The 19084-nt window shown below is 65.3% G+C and carries 12 protein-coding genes and 3 pseudogenes; 5 read left to right on the top strand and 10 right to left on the bottom strand.

Annotated elements, in window-relative coordinates; all coding sequences use genetic code 11:
• Window positions 1-9 precede the first annotated feature (9 nt).
• A pseudogene (locus tag MMSP_RS09395) lies at window positions 10-1889 on the top strand (alkyl/aryl-sulfatase).
• Between the two features lie 16 nt (window positions 1890-1905).
• On the opposite strand, the pseudogene MMSP_RS09390 reads toward MMSP_RS09395, so the two are convergent.
• The 4 genes and pseudogenes from MMSP_RS09390 to MMSP_RS09375 all read right to left on the bottom strand — a co-directional run bounded on the left by MMSP_RS09390 (window position 1906) and on the right by MMSP_RS09375 (window position 7483).
• Window positions 1906-3477: pseudogene (locus MMSP_RS09390) on the bottom strand (aldehyde dehydrogenase family protein).
• A gap of 92 nt (window positions 3478-3569) precedes the next feature.
• Window positions 3570-5057 (bottom strand): long-chain fatty acid--CoA ligase, encoded by a 1488-nt coding sequence (locus tag MMSP_RS09385; protein WP_020786432.1) that lies wholly within the window; start codon window positions 5055-5057, stop codon window positions 3570-3572.
• Window positions 5054-6586, bottom strand: a complete 1533-nt coding sequence (locus tag MMSP_RS09380) for a wax ester/triacylglycerol synthase family O-acyltransferase (RefSeq protein WP_020786431.1) — start codon at window positions 6584-6586, stop codon at window positions 5054-5056. Before MMSP_RS09380 ends, MMSP_RS09385 begins: the two co-directional genes overlap by 4 nt.
• 6 nt (window positions 6587-6592) lie before the next feature.
• Window positions 6593-7483, bottom strand: a complete 891-nt coding sequence (locus MMSP_RS09375) for a lysophospholipid acyltransferase family protein (protein ID WP_036426385.1) — start codon at window positions 7481-7483, stop codon at window positions 6593-6595.
• Window positions 7484-7764: 281 nt separating this feature from the next.
• Here MMSP_RS09375 and MMSP_RS09370 point away from each other — a divergent pair, with 281 nt between their 5' ends.
• Window positions 7765-9030: a CdaR family transcriptional regulator gene (locus MMSP_RS09370; protein ID WP_012393437.1), complete on the top strand. Its 1266-nt coding sequence runs from the start codon at window positions 7765-7767 to the stop codon at window positions 9028-9030.
• A 35-nt stretch (window positions 9031-9065) separates the two neighbouring features.
• Here the strand turns inward: MMSP_RS09370 and MMSP_RS09365 are convergent, their stop codons facing one another.
• Window positions 9066-11039 carry a GMC family oxidoreductase gene (locus tag MMSP_RS09365; RefSeq protein WP_020786429.1) on the bottom strand — a complete coding sequence of 658 codons (1974 nt, stop codon included), beginning with the start codon at window positions 11037-11039 and terminating at the stop codon, window positions 9066-9068.
• Between the two features lie 371 nt (window positions 11040-11410).
• Between MMSP_RS09365 and MMSP_RS29560 the strand changes: the two genes are divergently transcribed.
• Window positions 11411-12001, top strand: a complete 591-nt coding sequence (locus MMSP_RS29560; protein WP_036426384.1) for a PE family protein — start codon at window positions 11411-11413, stop codon at window positions 11999-12001.
• A gap of 106 nt (window positions 12002-12107) precedes the next feature.
• On the opposite strand, the gene MMSP_RS09355 is transcribed toward MMSP_RS29560, so the two are convergent.
• The 5 genes from MMSP_RS09355 to MMSP_RS09330 form a co-directional block, all read right to left on the bottom strand.
• Entirely contained in the window at window positions 12108-12497 is a 390-nt protein-coding gene (locus MMSP_RS09355) for a DUF732 domain-containing protein (RefSeq protein WP_020786427.1), read from the bottom strand.
• A gap of 131 nt (window positions 12498-12628) precedes the next feature.
• Window positions 12629-13746 (bottom strand): IS3 family transposase gene (locus tag MMSP_RS09350; RefSeq protein ID WP_164497866.1). Its coding sequence is split into 2 segments (ribosomal slippage): window positions 12629-13479 and window positions 13479-13746, totalling 1119 coding nucleotides; the frame shifts between segments, so codons are not numbered across the junction.
• Window positions 13747-14159: 413 nt separating this feature from the next.
• A complete protein-coding gene (locus MMSP_RS09340; protein ID WP_036427189.1) occupies window positions 14160-14783 on the bottom strand; it encodes a TetR/AcrR family transcriptional regulator in 624 nt (207 codons plus the stop codon).
• 172 nt (window positions 14784-14955) lie between these two features.
• Window positions 14956-15717 (bottom strand): bifunctional 2-polyprenyl-6-hydroxyphenol methylase/3-demethylubiquinol 3-O-methyltransferase UbiG, encoded by a 762-nt coding sequence (locus tag MMSP_RS09335; RefSeq protein WP_020786425.1) that lies wholly within the window; start codon window positions 15715-15717, stop codon window positions 14956-14958.
• Window positions 15710-16666 (bottom strand): SAM-dependent methyltransferase, encoded by a 957-nt coding sequence (locus tag MMSP_RS09330; protein WP_020786424.1) that lies wholly within the window; start codon window positions 16664-16666, stop codon window positions 15710-15712. Before MMSP_RS09330 ends, MMSP_RS09335 begins: the two co-directional genes overlap by 8 nt.
• A 24-nt stretch (window positions 16667-16690) precedes the next feature.
• Here MMSP_RS09330 and MMSP_RS09325 point away from each other — a divergent pair, with 24 nt between their 5' ends.
• Window positions 16691-16942: a hypothetical protein gene (locus tag MMSP_RS09325; RefSeq protein WP_131807368.1), complete on the top strand. Its 252-nt coding sequence runs from the start codon at window positions 16691-16693 to the stop codon at window positions 16940-16942.
• Between the two features lie 1353 nt (window positions 16943-18295).
• Window positions 18296-18766 (top strand): annotated as a pseudogene (locus MMSP_RS29790) (PE family protein); the annotation flags it as partial.
• Between the last annotated feature and the right edge of the window lie 318 nt (window positions 18767-19084).

Below are 19084 nucleotides of genomic sequence, written 5' to 3'. Positions count from 1 at the left end.
ATTAGGGTCATGGAGCAGACCAGTCCCAGCCCCTTCATCGTCTCGAATCACCGCGATCACCTCAGCGCGCTCCCTTTTGGCGACACGCAGGATTTCACCGCCGCCGATCGCGGTTTCATCGCCAAGTTGTCACCGTGCGTGGTGACCGCCGCCGACGGCCGGGTGGTCTGGGATAACGATTCCTACTCCTTCCTCGACGAGGATGCCCCGCCGTCGGTGCATCCCAGCCTGTGGCGTCAGTCGCAGCTCTGCGCCAAGCAGGGCCTTTACCAGGTGGTCGAGGGCATCTACCAGGTGCGCGGACTGGACCTGTCCAACATCAGCTTCATCGAAGGCGACGCCGGTGTCATCGTCATCGACCCGCTGGTCTGCACCGAGACGGCGGCGGCCGCGCTGGCCCTGTACCGCGAATACCGCGGTGACCGAGCGGTGAGCGCCGTCATTTATACCCACAGCCACGTGGACCACTTCGGGGGCGTGTTCGGGGTGACCACCCAGGCCGACGTCGATGCCGGCAAGGTCGCGGTGCTGGCGCCCGAAGGATTCGTCGAACACGCGGTGCAAGAGAACGTCTATGCCGGCACCGCGATGGCCCGCCGGGCGGCGTACATGTACGGAGCGGTCCTGCCGCGTGGTCCGCAAGGTCAGGTGGGATGCGGCCTGGGACAGACCCCTTCCCTGGGTGAGGTCGGGTTGATCGTGCCGACGATCGACATCACCAGCACCGGCGAGATCCACACCATCGACGGTGTCGACATCGAATTCCAGATGGCTCCCGGCACCGAGGCGCCGGCAGAGATGCACTTCTACTTCCCCAAGTTCCGGGCGCTGTGCATGGCCGAGAACGCCACCCACAACCTGCACAACCTGTTGACCCTGCGCGGCGCGCTGGTGCGCGATCCGCACGCGTGGTCGGGCTACCTCACCGAGGCCATCGACACCTTCGCCGATCGCACCGACGTCGTATTCGCCTCACACCACTGGCCGACCTGGGCCGCGAGGGCATCGTGGAATTCCTCTCGCTGCAACGGGATCTATACGCCTACCTGCACGATCAGACGCTGCGCCTGCTCAACCAGGGATACACCGGTATCGAGATCGCGGAAAACTTCCGGATGCCCCCGGCGCTGGAGAAGGCCTGGCACACCCATGGCTACTACGGATCGGTCAACCACAACGTCAAGGCCGTCTACCAGCGTTACATGGGCTGGTTCGACGGCAATCCCGCCCGGCTCTGGCAGCACCCGCCCGAAGCGATCGGGCCCCGATACGTCGAGGCCATCGGCGGCATCGACCGCACCCTCGAACTGGCCCAGAAGGCCTACGACACCGGCGACTACCGTTGGGCTGCAACACTTCTTGATCACATTGTGTTCACCGACGAGCAGCACGCCGGCGCGCGCAAGCCGTACGCGGACACCCTGACGCAGTTGGCCTACGGGGCGGAGTGCGCCACCTGGCGAAACTTCTTCCTGTCCGGAGCCACCGAGCTGGCGGCGGGCAACATGGGAACGCCCACTCAGGCCGCCTCGTCGGCCTCGTTGCTCGGCCAACTCACGCCCGAGCAGATGTTCGACGTCCTGGCGATCAGCGTGAACGGTCCGAAGGCGTGGGATCTCTCGTTGGCACTTGATGTTTCGTTCGACGACCTGGCAGTCAATTACCGGCTCACGCTGCGCAACGGGGTATTGGTCTATCGCAAGGCCAGCGCCGATGCGTCAACCGCGAATGCCACGATCAAACTCGCGGGCAAGCTGAGGTTGGTCACCCTGGCAGCCGGGGATCAGACCTCCCCCGGCGTCGAGATCAGTGGCGACCCGCAAGCCCTGCAATCCCTTGTCAGTGTGCTCGACAGGCCCAACCCCGACTTCAACATCGTGACGCCGTAGTACCTCTCCACGCACCCTAGCTGTCGGTTCCCCGAACTCCCCGATACAGACGCCCGACCAGGCGGCCGAGGATCCGGGTTCGCCGCGCCGAGTACGGGTACATGTGGACGTCGCGACGCGCGTGGAAGCGGGAAATGAGCAGCGCCTGCTGGCGACAGTACTTGCGGATGCCACCCGGGCCGTGGCGATAGCCAACCCCGGAGCCCGGCTTGGCTCCGCCCATCGGTAGCTCCAGCGCGGTGTAGTTCAACAGCGCGTCGTTGACGGTGACCGCACCCGAATTGACGCGTCGCGCCACGGCCTCGGCGTGCGCCAGATCGCGGGAGAACACCGCGGCGCACAGTCCGTACTCCGAGTCGTTGGCCAGCCGAATCGCCTCTTCGGCGTCGGCGACCTTCATAATCGGCAACGTCGGCCCGAAGGTCTCCTCGCGCATGCAGGCCATGTCGTGGTTGACGTCGACCAGCACCGTCGGTTCATACCAGTACCCCTTCGTCCGGCCGCGATGACCGCCGGTGAGCACCTTCGCGCCACGTTCAACCGCTTCCTCGACGTGGCGCTGCACCGTTTCGACTTGCGGTGGGAAGGTCAGTGACCCGACGTCGACGCTGCCGGGGCCGGCGGGTACGCCCTGGCGGATCGCACGCACCTTTTCGGTGACCTTCGCGACGAACTCGCCGTAGACCGGCGCCTCCACGTAGCAGCGCTCGATAGAGATGCACGTTTGACCGCAGTTGAACATCGAATAGTAGGCGGCGTGGTTGGCTGCCCGCTCGATGTCGGCATCGGCGAGCACGATCATCGGGTCCTTGCCACCGAGCTCGAGCGATGCCGGTATCAGGCGCTCGGCGGCGCGGACCGCGACCTTGCGCCCGGTGGCGGTGGCGGTGGCGGTGGCGGTGGCGGTGGAACCGGTGAACATGATCATGTCGACCTCGTCGATGACGGCCGCACCGGTGCCGCCCCGGCCGGTTGCCACCGCGAACACGCCGTCAGGCAAACCGGATTCGGCCAGTCCCTGCGCCAGTAGCAGCGAAGTCAGCGGCGTGACCTCCGAAGGTTTGAGAATCACGCTGTTTCCGGCCGCGAGTGCGGGAATGCAGTCGCCGAAGGAGTTGGTCAGCGGGTAGTTCCACGGGCCGATGACTCCGATGAGCCCCATTGGCCGGTAGCGCAGCACCAGCCGCTTGCCCTTGACGAATACCGACGATGAGTGGATCCGCTCGTCGGCGAGGTAGCGCGGGGCTTTGTCTGCCTAGAACCCGAATGCCGCTGCGCCGTATATGAATTCGGCGATCTGCGCGTCCTCGTAGGTCTTGCCGGTTTCGGAGCAGATCGTCGCGATCACCTGATCTGCGTTGTCGACGAGCCAGCGCTGCATCCGCTTCAGCACGACGGCTCTGCCCTCGTAGCCCAGCGCCTCCCAGCCCGGTTGGGCGGCCCGGCCCCGCCGGGCCAGCTCGGCGATCTGCGCCGCACTCATGTCGGGAACATGCCCGATGACCTCACCGGTCGCGGGGTTCTCAACCGGGATCTGAGGCTGGCCATCATCCTTTTGCGTTGTTGGTTCGGTTGCGATGCTTGACATTTCAATCTCCTCAGGATCTCAGCGCAGCGTGTCGACAGCGGCTTGGCCGCCGCCGCGCCCGGACGGGATATGGGTCATTACGTGCCCGGTCATCACTGCTGCGCCGGGCTAGCCTGGGGAACGGTGATGTCGCGTTTGAGGATCTTGCCGGTAGGCCCCTTGGGCAGTTCATCGACGAACCAGATCCGACGGGGATACTTGTAAGCGGCGACGCGTTCGTTGACGAAGTCCGAAAGCGCTGCGGCGTCTGACGTGGCGCCCGGTATCAGCGCAGTCGCGGCGCCCACCTCCTCCCCGAGCATGTCGTCGGGAACGGCGACCACCGCCGCTTCGCGGACCTCGGGATGCTCGTAGAGCACCTCCTCGATCTCGCGCGGGTAGACGTTGTAGCCGCCCCGGATGATCATGTCCTTGGACCGGTCCACGATGAAGTAGTAGCCGTCCTCATCGATGCGCGCCAGATCCCCGGTGCGAAACCAGCCCTCGGCGTCGATCGCGGCCGCGGTGGCATCGGGCCGGTTCCAGTAGCCCTTCATCACGTTGTGCCCGCGGATGGCGATCTCGCCGATGCCGTGCGTGTCGACTTCGAGAAGTTTCATCTGGACCCCAGCGATCGGCGTGCCGATCGACCCCGGCTTGCGCTCCCGATCGGGATGGTTGAACGACGCCGTCGGCGAGGTTTCGCTCAGGCCGTACCCCTCGAGCACCATGGTGCCGAAGGCCTGCTCGAAGCCGCGCATCACTTCGACCGGCATCGCGGCCCCACCGGACACGCACAGCCGCAACGATCCGGTGTCCGGGCGCTCGGTGCTGTGCAGCATCGCGGCGAACATGGTGGGCACGCCCTCAAAAACAGTGACCCGGTCTCGCTCGATAATCTGCAAAGCCTTCTCCGGCGAGAAGCGCGGGATCAGGGTCAGGCATGCGCCGGCGGCGACTGCGGCGTTGAGCCCGGCGGTCTGCCCGAACGCGTGGAACTGGGGCAGGGCGCCCAGGATCACATCATCGGGCCCCACCTGCAGCATCTGCACGATCACCTCGACGTTGCGGCGCAGGTTGGCGTGGGTGAGCTCGGCGCCCTTGGGCTTTCCGGTGGTGCCCGAGGTGTAGAGGATCACCGCGGTGTCGTCGTCCTCGCGCACGGCCGCCTCTTCGAGCGGCTCGGCCGCTTGGATGAGTTCCTCGAATTCGCCCGGCTTGACCAAGATGCACTCGGCGCCAGCCTCATCGGCACCCGCTTGAGCTGCGGGAGCAAACTCGTGCCAGGCGATGATCGCCTTGGCTTCGGAGTCGGTGAGATAAAAGCTGGTTTCCCGCTCCTTGAGCAACACGTTCATCGGCACCACCACCCCGCCCGCACGCAGCACGCCATAGTAGGCAACCGCGAAGTAGGGGACGTTGGGCAGCATGACACCCACCCGGTCGCCGGGTCCTAATCCGCGCTGGATCAGCAGGCCGGCGAGCCGCGCACTGGCGGTATCAAGTGCGCCGTAAGGTATTTCGATTTCGTCGAGACGCAACGCGATTCGGTTCGGGTGGCGGCGAGCGCCCTCGATCAGGTTGCCGGCCAGACTGGTCACTTCGGATCCTCCTTGGGTTGCGTTCTCGCGGTGCGAGTTCGAGTCTTGCGCTTTGGGCGCGGAATCACCAGAGCAGACAGCTCTGCCAGCTCCGCCTTGATGTCTTCGATGAATGGCCACGTGTCCTCGACGAGGTCACGATCGGCGATCACGCCGATGTCGAGTGAGTCGCGGTAGCTCAACACCGTGAGGTTGACCCCGACGCCGTCGATGACGATCGACACCGGGAATTGGGCTTGCAGCCGGGCGCCGGCCAGATACAACGGCGTCGGTGAGCCCGGAACGTTGGAAACCACGACGTTGACCGGCGGCGCCAGTGGGTCGCTGACCGACAGCTGGCCGACGACCCGGGATGCCCGCGCCAGCAATGCCGGTGGAATGAATTGGTTGGCGTCTTGCATCAGCGTGGCCGGGATGGCGCGGTGACGCTGCTTGGCCGAGCGCATGACGTCATTGACCCGCGCGACTCGCCGCCGAGCGTCGGGTTCGTCGGTGGGCAGCGGCACGATCATCGTCGAGACGCGGTTACCGAAGGTCCCGGCTTGCTCGGGGGTGCGCACCGACACCGGGACCATGGCCAGCAACGGCTCGGTCGGCAGATCGCCGGCGGCGGCCAGCCGCCGACGCAATACCCCGGCGCTCAATGCGAGCACGACATCGTTGACGGTGACGCCCATCGCGTTCTTGACCGCCTTGACATCGGCCAACGGCACCGAGGCGAACGCGAACCGGCGGTGCGGACCGATACGCCGGTTGAATCGTGTTCGAGGTGCCCGCAGGTTGGTCCGCTCCAGCACGCCGCCGTCGCGGCGCCGCGCGCCGGTCAGCAGAGCGCTGCCGGCCGCCAGCGCCCGCACCCCGGGCAACATCCGCACGGTGGGCACTTGGTCCAGATGTGGCTGCGTGCGCGGTGTCGCGGCGAGCGCGCGCAGCAGCTGCCGGGCCAAACCGAGCAGACCGCGCAGCAGTAGCCCCACTTGACCCGGAACCGGGTCGCCGCGCCGAGGAGGGCGCTGCGCCGGTTCGAGGCGCTCGAGTGTGCGGGGGTTCGGGTCGGGATCCAACAACACGCTGAGCAACTCGCCGCCCGACACCCCGTCGACGGCGGCGTGGTGGATCTTGGTCATGATCGCGACTCGCCCCCCGGACAAGCCCTGGATGAGATAGAGCTCCCACAGTGGACGCCCGCGGTCCAGCGGGCGCGCGTGCAGGCGCGCCACCTGCTCGGCGAGCTGGCGGTCGTCACCCGGGGCGGGCAATGCCAGCTCACGGATGTGAAACTCGAGATCGAAGACCGGATCGTCGAACCAATAGGGGTGGTCGAGGTTCAGCGGCACAGGCGCCAATCGCCACCGAAACGGCGCCAGTGAGTCGATCCGCGTCGCGACGAGGTCGCGCACAGCCTCGAGGGTAAGCCTCGCCCCGGGCGCGGTCGAAGGATCGTAGATGCCCAACGCGCTGACGTGGCCGTGCGTGCGACCGTCTTCAGCGGCGAGAAACTGCGCGTCAAGACTGGTGAGCTGGTGCATCGCAGCTCACCCGAACACCGGGAAGCTGCGGCGCTTGGCCAGCCGGTCCATCCCGTCCTGGATCGCGCTTTGTACTTCCCGGTAGATCTTGTCCACGTACTCGGTGTCGTCGGCGCGCGCCGGGTCGGTATCGACGTAAACCGGATCGAGGAACTCGGTGCGGATCTTGGCCGGCAACGGCAGATGTGCGGACAGGATCTCGACGGCCAGCGGGAACGGGAAGCCCGCGATGATCGGTATCGTCGCGCCGCGCAGCCGCTTACCCAGACCCGTCCAGCGAGCAATGAACCGGCCCTCGGACAGCACAAACACGGTGTCGTGGCCACCGACCGTGGCCACCGGCACAATCGGCACACCGGAACGGATCGCCTGGCGCACAAATCCCTTGCGGCCGGACAAGATCGCCTTGTCCCGCTGGCGCCAGTTGCGCATCGCATCCTGCTCGCCTCCCGGCCAGACGACCACATCGTGGCCCGCCGCCAGGGCATCGGTGACCCCCTTGCGGGACGCCGGAATCACCCCGAGGGCCTTGAAATAGTCGCCCAGCAGCGGCGCGGCCATCAACACGTCGTGGGCGGTGCCGTTCAAGATCCGCCGTCCCTCGAACCGCCGATACCAGGAATGCACCAGCGTCCACGCGTCCATTGTCAGCGAGCCGCCCGAATGGATGCCGATCAGCAACGACGGTTCGTCAGGGATGCGGTGCCAGCCATCGATCTCCACCCGAAAGTAATTGTCGCACCGGAAATTCCAGATCGGATTCTGCACGTATCGCATGAACTGCTGGTTGGGGGCCGCGGCGGACATCGCCCCGGCAATGCGACGTGCCATGAATTTCTCCAGCCGCCCCTGGGGCGCTTGCCTGGTATTGATAGGGGTGACGGTCGCGGTCGTCATGAATGTTCCTCCTTACGCGTTTCACGCCGAGCGAGCGCTCGACGGGATGGCATCAGCTGCCCTTGACTGTCATTGACTGAACGGATCGCCCGGACCATGGCTGCGCGATGGGGTGGAACGGAATCCGACGTCTCCAAAATTACGGCTCCCAGAACTCGGAAACGAGGTCGTCAGGCAACCAACTCCGCAGGCAGTCTTTGTCTCTCGAGAACAAACCTCTTCGCGCCGGGCGAACCCGCGAATCACTTCGCCGGCCCGCCGCCGCGTCATAGAGTCTGGGCATGGCCGCAGACCGCCAGCAAGACTCCGTCGACACCTGGGCGGTCGAAATCGTCACGCGGCTCGGTGACCTGATGACTTCGCTTGTCGACACGGTCGAAGCCGAGGTGGTCAGCGAAGTCGGCGAACTGCGCGAGGACGCGTTGCTGACGAGACTGTTGCATGACAGCATCAGGGCGAATATCGAGACGGTCTTCTCCGCCATCCGCCACGGGATCCGAATCGAAAACGTCGAGCCGCCAACAGCCGCACTCGAGCACGCACGGCGCCTGGCACAACGCGAGGTGTCGGTGAACTCGCTGGTGCGCTCCTATCGGCTGGGACACAAGGCGGTACTCGACGTCGCACGCGGACAAGTCCGCGCCTTGAAGCTGGACCAGGGCCTGAGCCTGGACGTATTCGGCCGCATCGAGCAGGTCACCTTCGGCTACGTCGATCACATCACCCAAGAAGTGGTGAATACCTATCAGAGTGAGCACGACCGTTGGACCGAGAACCGAAACAGTCTGCGCGCGTTGCGAGTACGTGAAGTACTCGACGGAGCCCAGCTCGACGTCGATGCCATGACGACCGAGATTCGCTATCCACTCAACCTCATCCACCTGGCCACCGTGATGTGGTTCGACGGGCCCGCCCTCGGCAACGAACTCGCGATCATGCAACGGGTTATCCGCCAATTCGGACAGTCGGTTGGCGCGAGCGCGAGCCCGTTGTTCATCCCGGTGGACCGACTGACCGGATGGGCATGGGTCCCGTTGACGACCGACACCGCGCGAAACGCGGTGACAGAGATCCGCGAATTCGCCCGGGAGCGAACCGACATCCCGTGGATCGCGGTTGGCGATCCCCTGCCACATGTAGCCGGCTTCCGCCGCTCGCACTGGCAGGCGCGGGACGCTCGTTCGGTAGCAATCGTGTTGGGCTCCAATGCGCATCGGGTCACCGCCGCCGGCGATCCTGGGCTCTCCATGGCGGGTCTACTCGGCCGCAACATCGAGGACGCGGCGGCCTGGGTCGGCCAGATACTCGGCCCGCTGGCCTCTCAAACCGATAGCGACGAGCGGCTACGGGAGACGCTGCGCGCGTTCCTGCGCAGCGGATCGAGCTTCAAAGCGGCCGCCGAGGAGCTTCACCTGCATCACAACTCCGTCAAGTATCGAGTGCAGCGCGCGATCAAGCGTCGGGGCCGACCGCTCACCGATGACCGCCTCGACGTTGAAGTCGCACTCCTGCTTTGCCATTGGTACGGGGCCGCAGTTCTGGGCTGATGTCGGTCAGCCCAGAACTGCCGTGGTTGTCCACGTCAGGCGTTGCCCCCGCCAGGCACGGCGATCGCAGCGATGGCTTCCGCGGTGCGATGTGCCAGAGCCATTGTTGAGATCATCGGATTGGCACCGCTGGCACTCGGCAGTGCGCTCGCGTCACCGATGAAGACCCCGGGCGTGTCGTGCAGCTCGCCCCACTCGTTCGCAACCGAGGTGGCCGGATCCGAACCCATCCGGCAGCTGCTCATCTGGTGGGCGGAGAACAGCCGATGCCCGCCCGCGCCAAGCGGGATTCGCTGCATCTCGGCGATGAACGCCTCGAGGTCGTCGCCGGCGCGCCAGCGGGCGCCGGTTGCGGCGAACGACACGATCTCCCGAGCCCCACCCGCGGCATGGATGCGGATCTGAGCTTCGATCGACTGGTGCGCGATGCGCACGTCGAGTTCGTCGGTCAGATCGTAGTGAACCACCGCCTCCCCGGCGTCGTCGATCGTGACGGTCCCGTGCCCGCGGTCGCGGGCCAGCCCGATCAACCAGGCCGCGTTCCCCAGCCGCGCCATCGTTTCCTTGTGCTCCTCGAAGGTCGCACGCGCCATGCCGCCGGCAATGATCGATGTCGCCCATTGGGCACCTTCGATCAGGAAGCCGTAGCCGTCTTCGATATCGGAGAACTCGTCGACCAGTGCGGTCATCGGGCCGCCCCACCACGGCTGCTGCGGCTCGTCGTGTAGCGCGAGCATGGCGACCACCGGATGCAGGTGCAGATACCGGCCGACCGCCGGACCGCCGATACCCGAGCGCAGCAGCAGCGCGGGAGACTCGAGCGAGCCGCATGCGGCGACCACGCGCGGCGCATTGACCTGCAACGGCACACTCGCCCCAGTGCGCGGGTCCACGAAACTGGCCTGCACCCCGGTGGCGCGCCCGTCCCGCGTCAGCACCCGCTCGGCGCGACAGCGTGCGATTACCCGGGCACCGCTGTGCACCGCGTCGCGCAGGTAGGTGCGACGCACATCGAGCTTGGCTCCGGAGCGGTCACCCAAGCCGATGTAGCCCGCGGTGTCCGGTGAATACGCGGCCGGATCCGCGTTGCGGAACAGGGTTTTGAAGGACCAGCCCAGCTCTTGGGCGCCGTCACGCATGCGTTCGTGGGGGCCGTTGAGGTCCGAGCAATCCGGGTTGACCCCGAGGCGCTCCCATACCGCGTCCAGGTGGCGGTCGAACTCGGGTCCGTCCACATCTTTGAGGCCAAACTCCTGCGCCCATTGTTCGCGCACTTGCGCCGGGGTGCGCAAGCAGTTCGACCAGTTGATCGTCGGGCCGCCACCGAGCGTCGCCCCGGCCAGCAGGGTGACGTTGAAATCGGCCGTCGGGGTGGGGCCGCCGCGCCAGAACATCTGCTGGAAAGCGGGCAACTCGAGCCCGCTGAAGTCGGGCTCATTGAAGTTCCCACCCGCCTCGAGCACCACGACATCGAGCCCGGCCTGCGCCAGCACGCCCGCGATCAGACCGCCCCCGGCCCCCGACCCGACCACACAGACATCGGCGCTGAGCTCGGGCCCGTCGGGAACAAACGGCACGGGGGCCTCGTCGCCGCCCGGCTCGATACGCGGCGCGCCCGGGTAACCGAAACCTTCCCACATGGGGTTGCTAGCAGTCTGCGGATCGGGCCCCGCGTAGGCGACCGCAAGGGTCAGCGATACCAGCGCGTTCATCGCCGCCGCCGGCTGCGGACCCAGCTGGGCAAAGTCACCGATGAGCCGCTCGCGCGCCGATTGCGAGGCGGCGACGAATCCCTGCGCATGCAGCCCGTCGAGCAGTGCGAGCATGCGCGCGCGCTGTTGCTCGGGAAGTTCCACGAGGGTGAATCCGACCGCGACGTCCGCGTGCAGGTCACTGCCGCCCAGCGACCAGAACCGGGTTGGGTCATCGGAGCGATCCAACGATGGCACGACGGTGTCCGCCAGCGCTGCCAAGACCGCGCGGTGCGTATCGGTGACGGGGGAATTCATTGGTGCCTCCTACAGGCTGGTGGGATCTTGACTCCGTTGCGGGGAGGTAGCGAAATCGCGACGCGTGCCCTCCGCGCGGTCGCAATAAGAATTGCCGAGACGACGAGTGTGCGTCGACGTTGCCAGGTGACGAAACTCTTGATGCGGCCTTGTCGTCGGGAGACAAGTCAGCCGGACAACCGTCGGCCGCTATTGCCCCCGTCGCTGGCATCCGGATCCCACCGCGTCCGCGGCCAACTCCGCTTCTTCGCCGGCGCCGTGGACGATTGACCGGGCACGTCACCATCTGCGGAATTCGGCCCCCGAATTGCGGCGACGCTGATACGGTCGGCGGCACCTGGGAATCGGTGGCGATGAAATGGGGATCGAATATGTCGTTCGTGATGGTGGTGCCGGAATGTTTGAACCAGGCGGCCGGACAATTGGAAAACATCGGCACGGCGTTGGGTGCGGCCAATGCGGCGGCGGCGCCGCCCACCACTGGGATAGCGGCCGCAGCCGGTGACGAGGTGTCGGCGGCGGTGGCGTCGCTGTTCGCGGAGCACGGACAAGGTTTCCAGCACCTCTGCGGTGAAGCGGCGGCATTTCACTCCCGGTTTGTGCAGGCCTTGGGTGGGGCTGGGTCCGCCTTTGCGGCCAGTGAAGCCACCAACGCAGCACTGATGTCGGCCTCGGCGGCAGCGGCCTCGACCGCGACGATCCCCGTACCCCCACTCCCCCCGCTTCCGCCTATCATCAACGAGCTCATCAATTGGGCGTTCGACGTCGTGAACTGGGCAATTGACTGGGCGGTCTCGTGGATCAACTGGGGGATCCAATTGGTGAACTCGGTAATCAATTGGGCGCTCAGTTTCATCCCGTCACTTGGTTGGATCAACTCGTGGATCAATTACGGGATCAATTGGGTGAACTCCCTCATCAACTGGGCGTTCGGTTTCATCCCGCCGATCCCTGTCCCATAGTCGCTAGTCCAGTCGGGGAATCAGTCATCAACCCGAACTCGTGGACGATCATTGGAAGAGGACAGCGTGCCGCCGGGACCGTTGAGTCGGTCACCAAGTATCGCGGTTACGCGGTCTGCAACACTGAGGTGGATGGGGGTGCGGGAGGTGCACTGGGGGCGGTGGGGACTTTGCTGGGCAGACTTAGCGGAGTCAGCGAGCCGTACTGTGGGCAATAGGCCTGAATTGCGGCTCCGGTGAAGTAGGCAGCGTCGAGCGCCGGCCAGTCGGTGGCTTTGGTCACCTTGGCGATCAGGTCCGCGTTGCTGGCATTGGGATTGTCGTGCAGCGAGCCGCACACGATGGTTTTCGCGACTTGGATTGCCTTGTCTGGGGATCCGAAATCCATGCCGGAGGTGTTGAGGTTGGTCAGGAATGCATCGTCGGTGGAGTCTGCAGCGGCCGGCGCGGCCAATCCGACCGCAAGGACCATCAGCGCTACGGCTTTCGCCACCATGGCGTGCCCCTCCTTGCTCGGATGTCGCGTGTTGGGCGCCCCGGGCTGTCACGACGCGATTGCTAGGGATATTAGCGAATACCCCGATGCGCCGCTGGCGTTGCGATTGGCCGCATCCAGCGCCGAGCCGTTCATCGGTGCTTGCACGCGGCGGCGTAGCGGGCGGGCGGCAGGTGCCCGAGCACGGCGTGGCGACGGCGATGGTTGTAGTCGTGTTTCCAGTCATTGATGGCTATCCGGGCCTGGTTCAGCGACCAGAAGCTGTTGATGTTGAGACATTCGTCGCGGATGCGCGAGTTGAACCACTCCACGTAATTGTTGCGCCGAGGTTCACTGGGCGGGATGAAGTGCAGACCTGCGTGTTCGGTGGCCCATTCGGACATTGCGGCACAGGCTAATTCGGGTCCATTGTGACAGCGCACCACATCCGGGTAGGTTCCGCGGCTGGCCGCGAGTCTCTCGAGTACAGCGATCAGGCCTTCGCCGGTGATGCTGCGGACAATCAGCCCACCCAAGCATTCGCGGGTGTGCTCATCGACAATCGACATGATCTTGATCGGCCGTCCGTCGATAGTGGCACCGGACAGGAAGACCGCCGCCCATATCCGGTTTGGCCTGTCGGCTGTCATCCCGCTTGGCGAAATCGAGCTGGCCTGGCGCTCGCCGCGCCGACTCTGCGCCACCCGCAGGCCTTCCTCGCGCCAGAGTCGCTGCACCTTCTTGTGATTGACCACCCAGCCTTCAACGACGGCGTCGCGATAGGCCGGCCGGAACCCGCGACCTGGATGCTCCTTCGCGTAGCTACGCAGCCAGGCCCGCAACGCCGCATCGGGGTCGGTTGTCGTGGCTGCGGGCTGGTGTCGCTGAGTCGCACGGGGCTGCCCGGTAACCCGGCAGGCGAATCGCTCGCTGACCCCCAGCTCCTGCTGGAGATGACGAACGGCCGCCCGCCGACGTTCCGGGCCTAGAAGTTTCCCTTCCCGATCTCCTTAAGGGCGATCTTCTCCAGCTCGGCATCTGCCAACAGCCGCTTGAGCTTGGCGTTTTCCCGCTCGAGCTTCTTGAGGCGCTTAGCGTCGTCAGCCTTCAAACCACCAAACTGGTTGCGCCACCGGTGATATGTCGCCTGCGAGATACCCAGCTCGCGGCACACCGCCGCCGTGTCCATCCCCTCAGCCAGCAGCCGATCGGCCGTCACCAACTTGCGTACAACCTGTTCGGGGCTGTGCCTCTTCCTCGTCGCCACGATCCTATCGAGCCTCCGCGCTGGCGTGCTGCTGCTGGACTGGCCCCAATCGAGTGAGCCAGGGTGTATGAGAGTTCTTTGGTCCACGATGGGCACCATCCAATCGAGAACTGTCAGCCAAGACCGGCGTCGCGAATGCGCCGACGGGTGGCTGCAGGTTGGGTGTTTTCTCGGCGAGGCGGACCCACAGGTGCCAACCTGTAAGGGCAGCCTCGATGTCTTCGACATCTACCCCGGCGCGGCCGATGGCCACGACGCGGTGGATATCGGGTCAATGTTTGGCGATGCCAGCGATATTGACCCGCGTCGGTGTGCCGGGCATTTCGGCGGGACCGTAGCCGACAGGGCCCGCCCGGCATTGTCGGGCGAAGCCAGGTTCAGTGCAAGGTCGCTGTGCATGGCGTGTCTGTCCGATGTCAGCGGCTGGCGACCCTGGCCCATTGGGCGCGCTGATGGTGGATGCCATCAATGACACTTTCAAGCGCTGTACCGATACTCACGCGGTCACCGGTGGCGAGAAAGTCGAACTGCAGACCGCGCAGTTGCGCCAGCAACAGCGTGGCAAAGGTGTCGGCCTCGTCGCTGGGGCACCCGGCTAGCAGTGCGTGGTAGCGGATGATTTCGATCCATCCGGTCACCACGCGGTCCAGGAACGCGCGGTACTCGTCTGGGCTGCGCACCGCGTGTGCGTAGGCCTCAAACACAAGTCGAGACCTGCGGTCAGACTGTGGCTCGGTCCATCGCTGCCACATCTTCCTGACTAGCGACTCGACATCATCAGCACCAAAGTGATCCGGGATCTGTACCCGTGCGCCGATCACGCCAAAGATTTCGACTAGCAGTTCGTCCTTTGTGCCGAAGTGGTGGCGCAACGTTATGTGCGACACGCCTGCCGCTGCCGCAAGAGTGCGAAACGACATCCCGCTAATCCCGTGCTCCAACAGATGGGCCATGACCGCGTCGAGGATTTCGCCGCGCCGGTCCCGGTAGCGCAGCCGCCGGCCATCCACACGCTCACCGCTGTGATCGTTGGACACCATCGCCATTGCCCTCACTTCCAACTTCCTGCTGGCGTCACACTTGATATACCAATCGGTAGATCAAGTCGTCGTATTAGCTATACCAGACGGTAGATCAACATGTCAAAGAGGGGTTGTTGGTGAGCACCACCTCGGCTTGCCTCTCGGCACAAATTCGGCGAGCCGGCCGCCCTCACGCAACACCAGGCCCCCGCCCGAGCGGGAAAGCCCGCACCGTGCGTTCGGGCTCGTGCCTCGTTTTGACCTGTAACCATCGAGTCGATTCGGGAGCGGCCGTCGTCAAGACCAGTCCGGCCCGTGCCAGTTCGCGGCGCAGCGTTGCGAGGGTGATTCGCCGCATCGTCTGCCGCTGGCACCATTGCTGGTCGTAGACAGCAACAACCAACTCAGCGTCGATGACACCGCCTCGGTTGGAGTGGATGGCCAAGCTCATCGTCACTCCCGCCTTGACATGGGTTCCGGTCCAGCCCGTCGGCCACTCGGCAAAGTAGGACGGTAGCGACCACTCGATGATGGCCTTTCCGGCCGGCGCAAGATGGTGGGTGACCGAGGCCAACATCGACCTGAGCAGTTGAGTGTCCGGATAGTTGATCAGGTTGGATATCAGCAGAACTGCGTCGAACCTCTCGGCCAATCGCAGGTTCTCGATTCGCGCCTGAACCGTGCGCGCACAACGGACATGCTCAAGCATCTCGGCCGAGTCGTCGACCGCAGTGACCCGATGCCCCAACGCCGTTAGCGCGTTGGCGATACGGCCGGTTCCGGCGCCGAGGTCCAGCACCGAACTGCGCGGCGGGAGTAGCGAATGGATGCGTTCAACTTCGCCCAGCGATGGCATTCGGCGGTAGATTTCGACCACGCTGCCGTCGCCGGTCACTGCGCTGACGGCTCCCGGTGGATTGCCGTGAGGCATGGTGGTGACGTAGTTAGGCATCGAGGCTGCTTTCCGCACTAAGCCGAGCGGTTACGTACAGGCTCGGCGGTGTTGCATCACCCAGCTCGACGGGTGCGCTGCGGTGATAGCGGGCCAAGAGGCGCTCCGCGGTCAACACAGAAGCGTGCCAACCACGCCCGCGTAGCCAGTCGGCGACGTCTGAGCGTCCTTCGGCGAGATCCCACAGCTCGGTAACGTTGGAAAGCCCGGCCAGCGTGGTCGCGGTGACTCGCATCCGCCGTATGCGAGCACGCTGGCGCGCCACCGTCGTTGGCTTGAGGAACTCGCTACCCAATGCCTCAGCGGCAAGCCAGCTTCCAGGCACGCTGAGCTTGTGGACGTCCCCAAAAAGCAGATCCTGGGCCGCGACAGAAACGAACGGCAGGAGACCTTCGACCAGCCAGGCGGTCGGTGCGGCAGGGTCGAATCCGGCCAGACACAGCGATCGCGGCCAGCATCGATGTAGATCCACCGGGACGTCGACGTAGTTCGCCGCCGGCGTTGCGCCGTTGTCCCGCAACGTAGACAACTTGAATTCCAGCACGTTGGGCTGTTCGAGTTCATACACGGTGACAGCGTCAGGCCAGCTCAGACGCGACGCTCGGGTGTCAAGACCGGCCCCCAGACTCACCACCTGGCGGATGCCCGCGTCAGCCGCTGCAAGAACGAATTCGTCGAAAAACTTGGTGCGCGATGCGATGTGCCCCAGCGAGGTTTGCACTACCGCCGCCAAAGCCGGATCGGCACTGGCAAGTTCATCGTGCGCCGCGCCACTGGCCACCATGCTCCACAAGTCCTGACCGGCCGCATCGACGAATAGTTGCGCGAACGGATCGACGATCAGCGGCCGCTGCCGCCGGGTCTCTGCCGCACGCGCGGCGGCCACACCGAGCGCGGTGGCCGCCACTTCCTCGGCCCCTTCCCGGGGGGCGTTCTTGGTGATGGACATGATGAACCTTTCCAGAGTTGGGTTTTGACGCCGCGGACCCTTCGTCTGCGGCCGCAGTCTTTGTCGTCGAGGCCCGCCGAGAAGCGAGCTTGGCCGCTCTCCACCGGTGGCTACGGCGGCGCCGGCAATGCCCGTACCCAGGCGTGGCCGAACGCCCTGATCGCAGCCGATATCACGCCGGCGCGGCGGGCCGCCTCGCACAGCTTTGCGGCCGCCCCGACCCGGGAATTGCCCTGCCGCGACGTGCGGCAGTACTGCTCTGATGAAATGCGTTGAGGCGGAAAGGCACCGCGACGGGCGGGTGCGCTGTCAGGCAATGCGCGTTCGGGGCCACCCGCCCGACTGCCGATCACAGCCGGTGCAGGTGGGCTCGACCCCAGGGCTCCGGCGTGCGAGCCACGGGATATCGAGGCGACGTCGCCCCAGATGTCCAAGCACCCTTGTCGCCAGCCCTGCCGGGCATACGCGCCGCATCCGGCCAGTCTCAGCGACCATTCTCGGAAAACCTCTTATACACCCCGGCTCAAGCAATTGGGGCCAACCAGGCATTCCTGGTATAAACTTTCCTCTCCCCCATTCGGCTATCGACTAACTCCCCCACCGAGGCAGGTGCGTAGCAGCAGCTCACGGTCGAAAATTACGTTGCCGACAGTTATCGGCTCAATTGCTAACTTCCGATCTTCGCCTTGACCAGGTCTAGAGTGCGCCTGGCTTCGCAAACGACAATGAAAGTCAAATCGAATAAGCGGTCGTTGTGAGAAGCGGCTCCATCAGTCAACGGAAACGCGGGTGTCGCCCGCGTTGTTCGGATCGATGGTTTGGATGACGTCGCTATCGCTGGGACCCACGCGAGGCCGGCGCGAAGCATCAGACCGGCGCCGATACCAGTCGCGGCAACACGATCGTCGGTCGAACAACACGAGCTCGTGTGGGTGGTGGTAGAACTTCGCTGGCCGATCCCTCAAGCACTTTGCGATCTCCGGCACCGACGCGAAACGCTAAACCGGCCGAACCGATTACCAGGCGCTCGCCCAGATGTACGAGCCGACGTACGTCGCGACCCGCTGCACGCAGAGGCCGACTGTTGGCTGCCTGGGCGCTCTGCCGGTGCAGAATTGGCCGATCCGCACCAACAGTCCCAGGATTGGTGCGCAACCATGCCTCGCCTCCGGCCGACCGCCGATCATGAGGTCCGCATGAACACCAAATGACACTGCCGATTTCGTGATCGCGGCCAACCATCACGACATGATTGGTGTTCGGCACCTTGAGCATCTCGAGTCGCGTCGCGCATCCTGCCCGATCTTCGGGTTCCCGACCATGACGTCGGGTTATCCTCTGCCCCAACACTTTTGTTGACCGTGACGAGGCTAGGAATGCTTCGGTCCAACGTGTGCGGTTGGCACTTGGTCGATGTCGTGTCCCGCAGAGTCGTCCCATCCGAACGTCGCGTGACCGAGTCGCACAAAGGCTGGACCACAACGACGGGCTCACCTTGGCAATCTCTCCAAAGCGAACCTACGCCAGTAGGCCGCCTACCTATTTTCTTTCCCAATACCAACCGCATCAATTCTGGCTGCGGGTGCACTGCCGTCACCGAGCGTGTTTTGGAGCTGCCCTGTGTCGCACATGTCTATCTCACCGGAAATCGTCTCATCGGCCGCAGGTGAATTGGCGAACATCGGATCGGCGGTCAGCGCGGCCAACGCGGCGGCTGCCGTCGCCACGACAGAGTTGTTAGCTGCTGGCTCTGACGAGGTATCGACGCGCATCGCAGCGCTCTTTGGCGCCAACGGCGTCGAGTATCAGGCCATCAGCGCACAGATAGCGTCGTTTCACGACCGGTTCGTTGCGGCTTTGAACACTGGGACGAGTTCGTATGTGTGGGCTGAGGCGACCAACGTTGAGCAGAATCTGCTGAACGCGGTCAACGCGCCGGTCCAGACTCTGCTCGGGCGCCCGTTGATCGGCAACGGTGCCAATGCGACAACCCCCGGTGGTGCGGGCGGCGACGGTGGGCTGCTCTACGGCAGTGGCGGCAACGGCGCGGCCGGTGCGCCCGGGCAGGCCGGCGGGGCCGGCGGATCCGCGGGCCTATGGGGCAACGGTGGCTCTGGCGGCTCCGGCGGAATAGGCGGCGGCACCGGCGGCAACGGCGGCAGCGGCGGGTGGCTGCTTGGCCGCGGTGGCATCGGCGGTGCGGGCGGCACTGGTGGCGGTAGCGGGGGTAGCGGTGGAGGTGCGTGGCTGTTTGGCGACGGCGGCGCAGGCGGGATGGGCGGCACCGGCGGCTCCGGTGGCGGCTTCGGCGGCACCGGCGGGCACGGCGGGCTGCTGTATGGCAACGGCGGCGCTGGCGGTGCCGGTGCAACTGGGCAGACCGGCGGGTCCGGCGGATGGGCGGCGCTGTGGGGCCGC

The sequence above is a fragment of the Mycobacterium sp. 012931 genome, from assembly GCF_000419295.1.
Taxonomy (GTDB): domain Bacteria; phylum Actinomycetota; class Actinomycetes; order Mycobacteriales; family Mycobacteriaceae; genus Mycobacterium; species Mycobacterium marinum.
The sequence above is the reverse complement of the archived record's forward strand: the minus strand, read 5'-3'. Positions and strand labels throughout refer to the sequence as shown.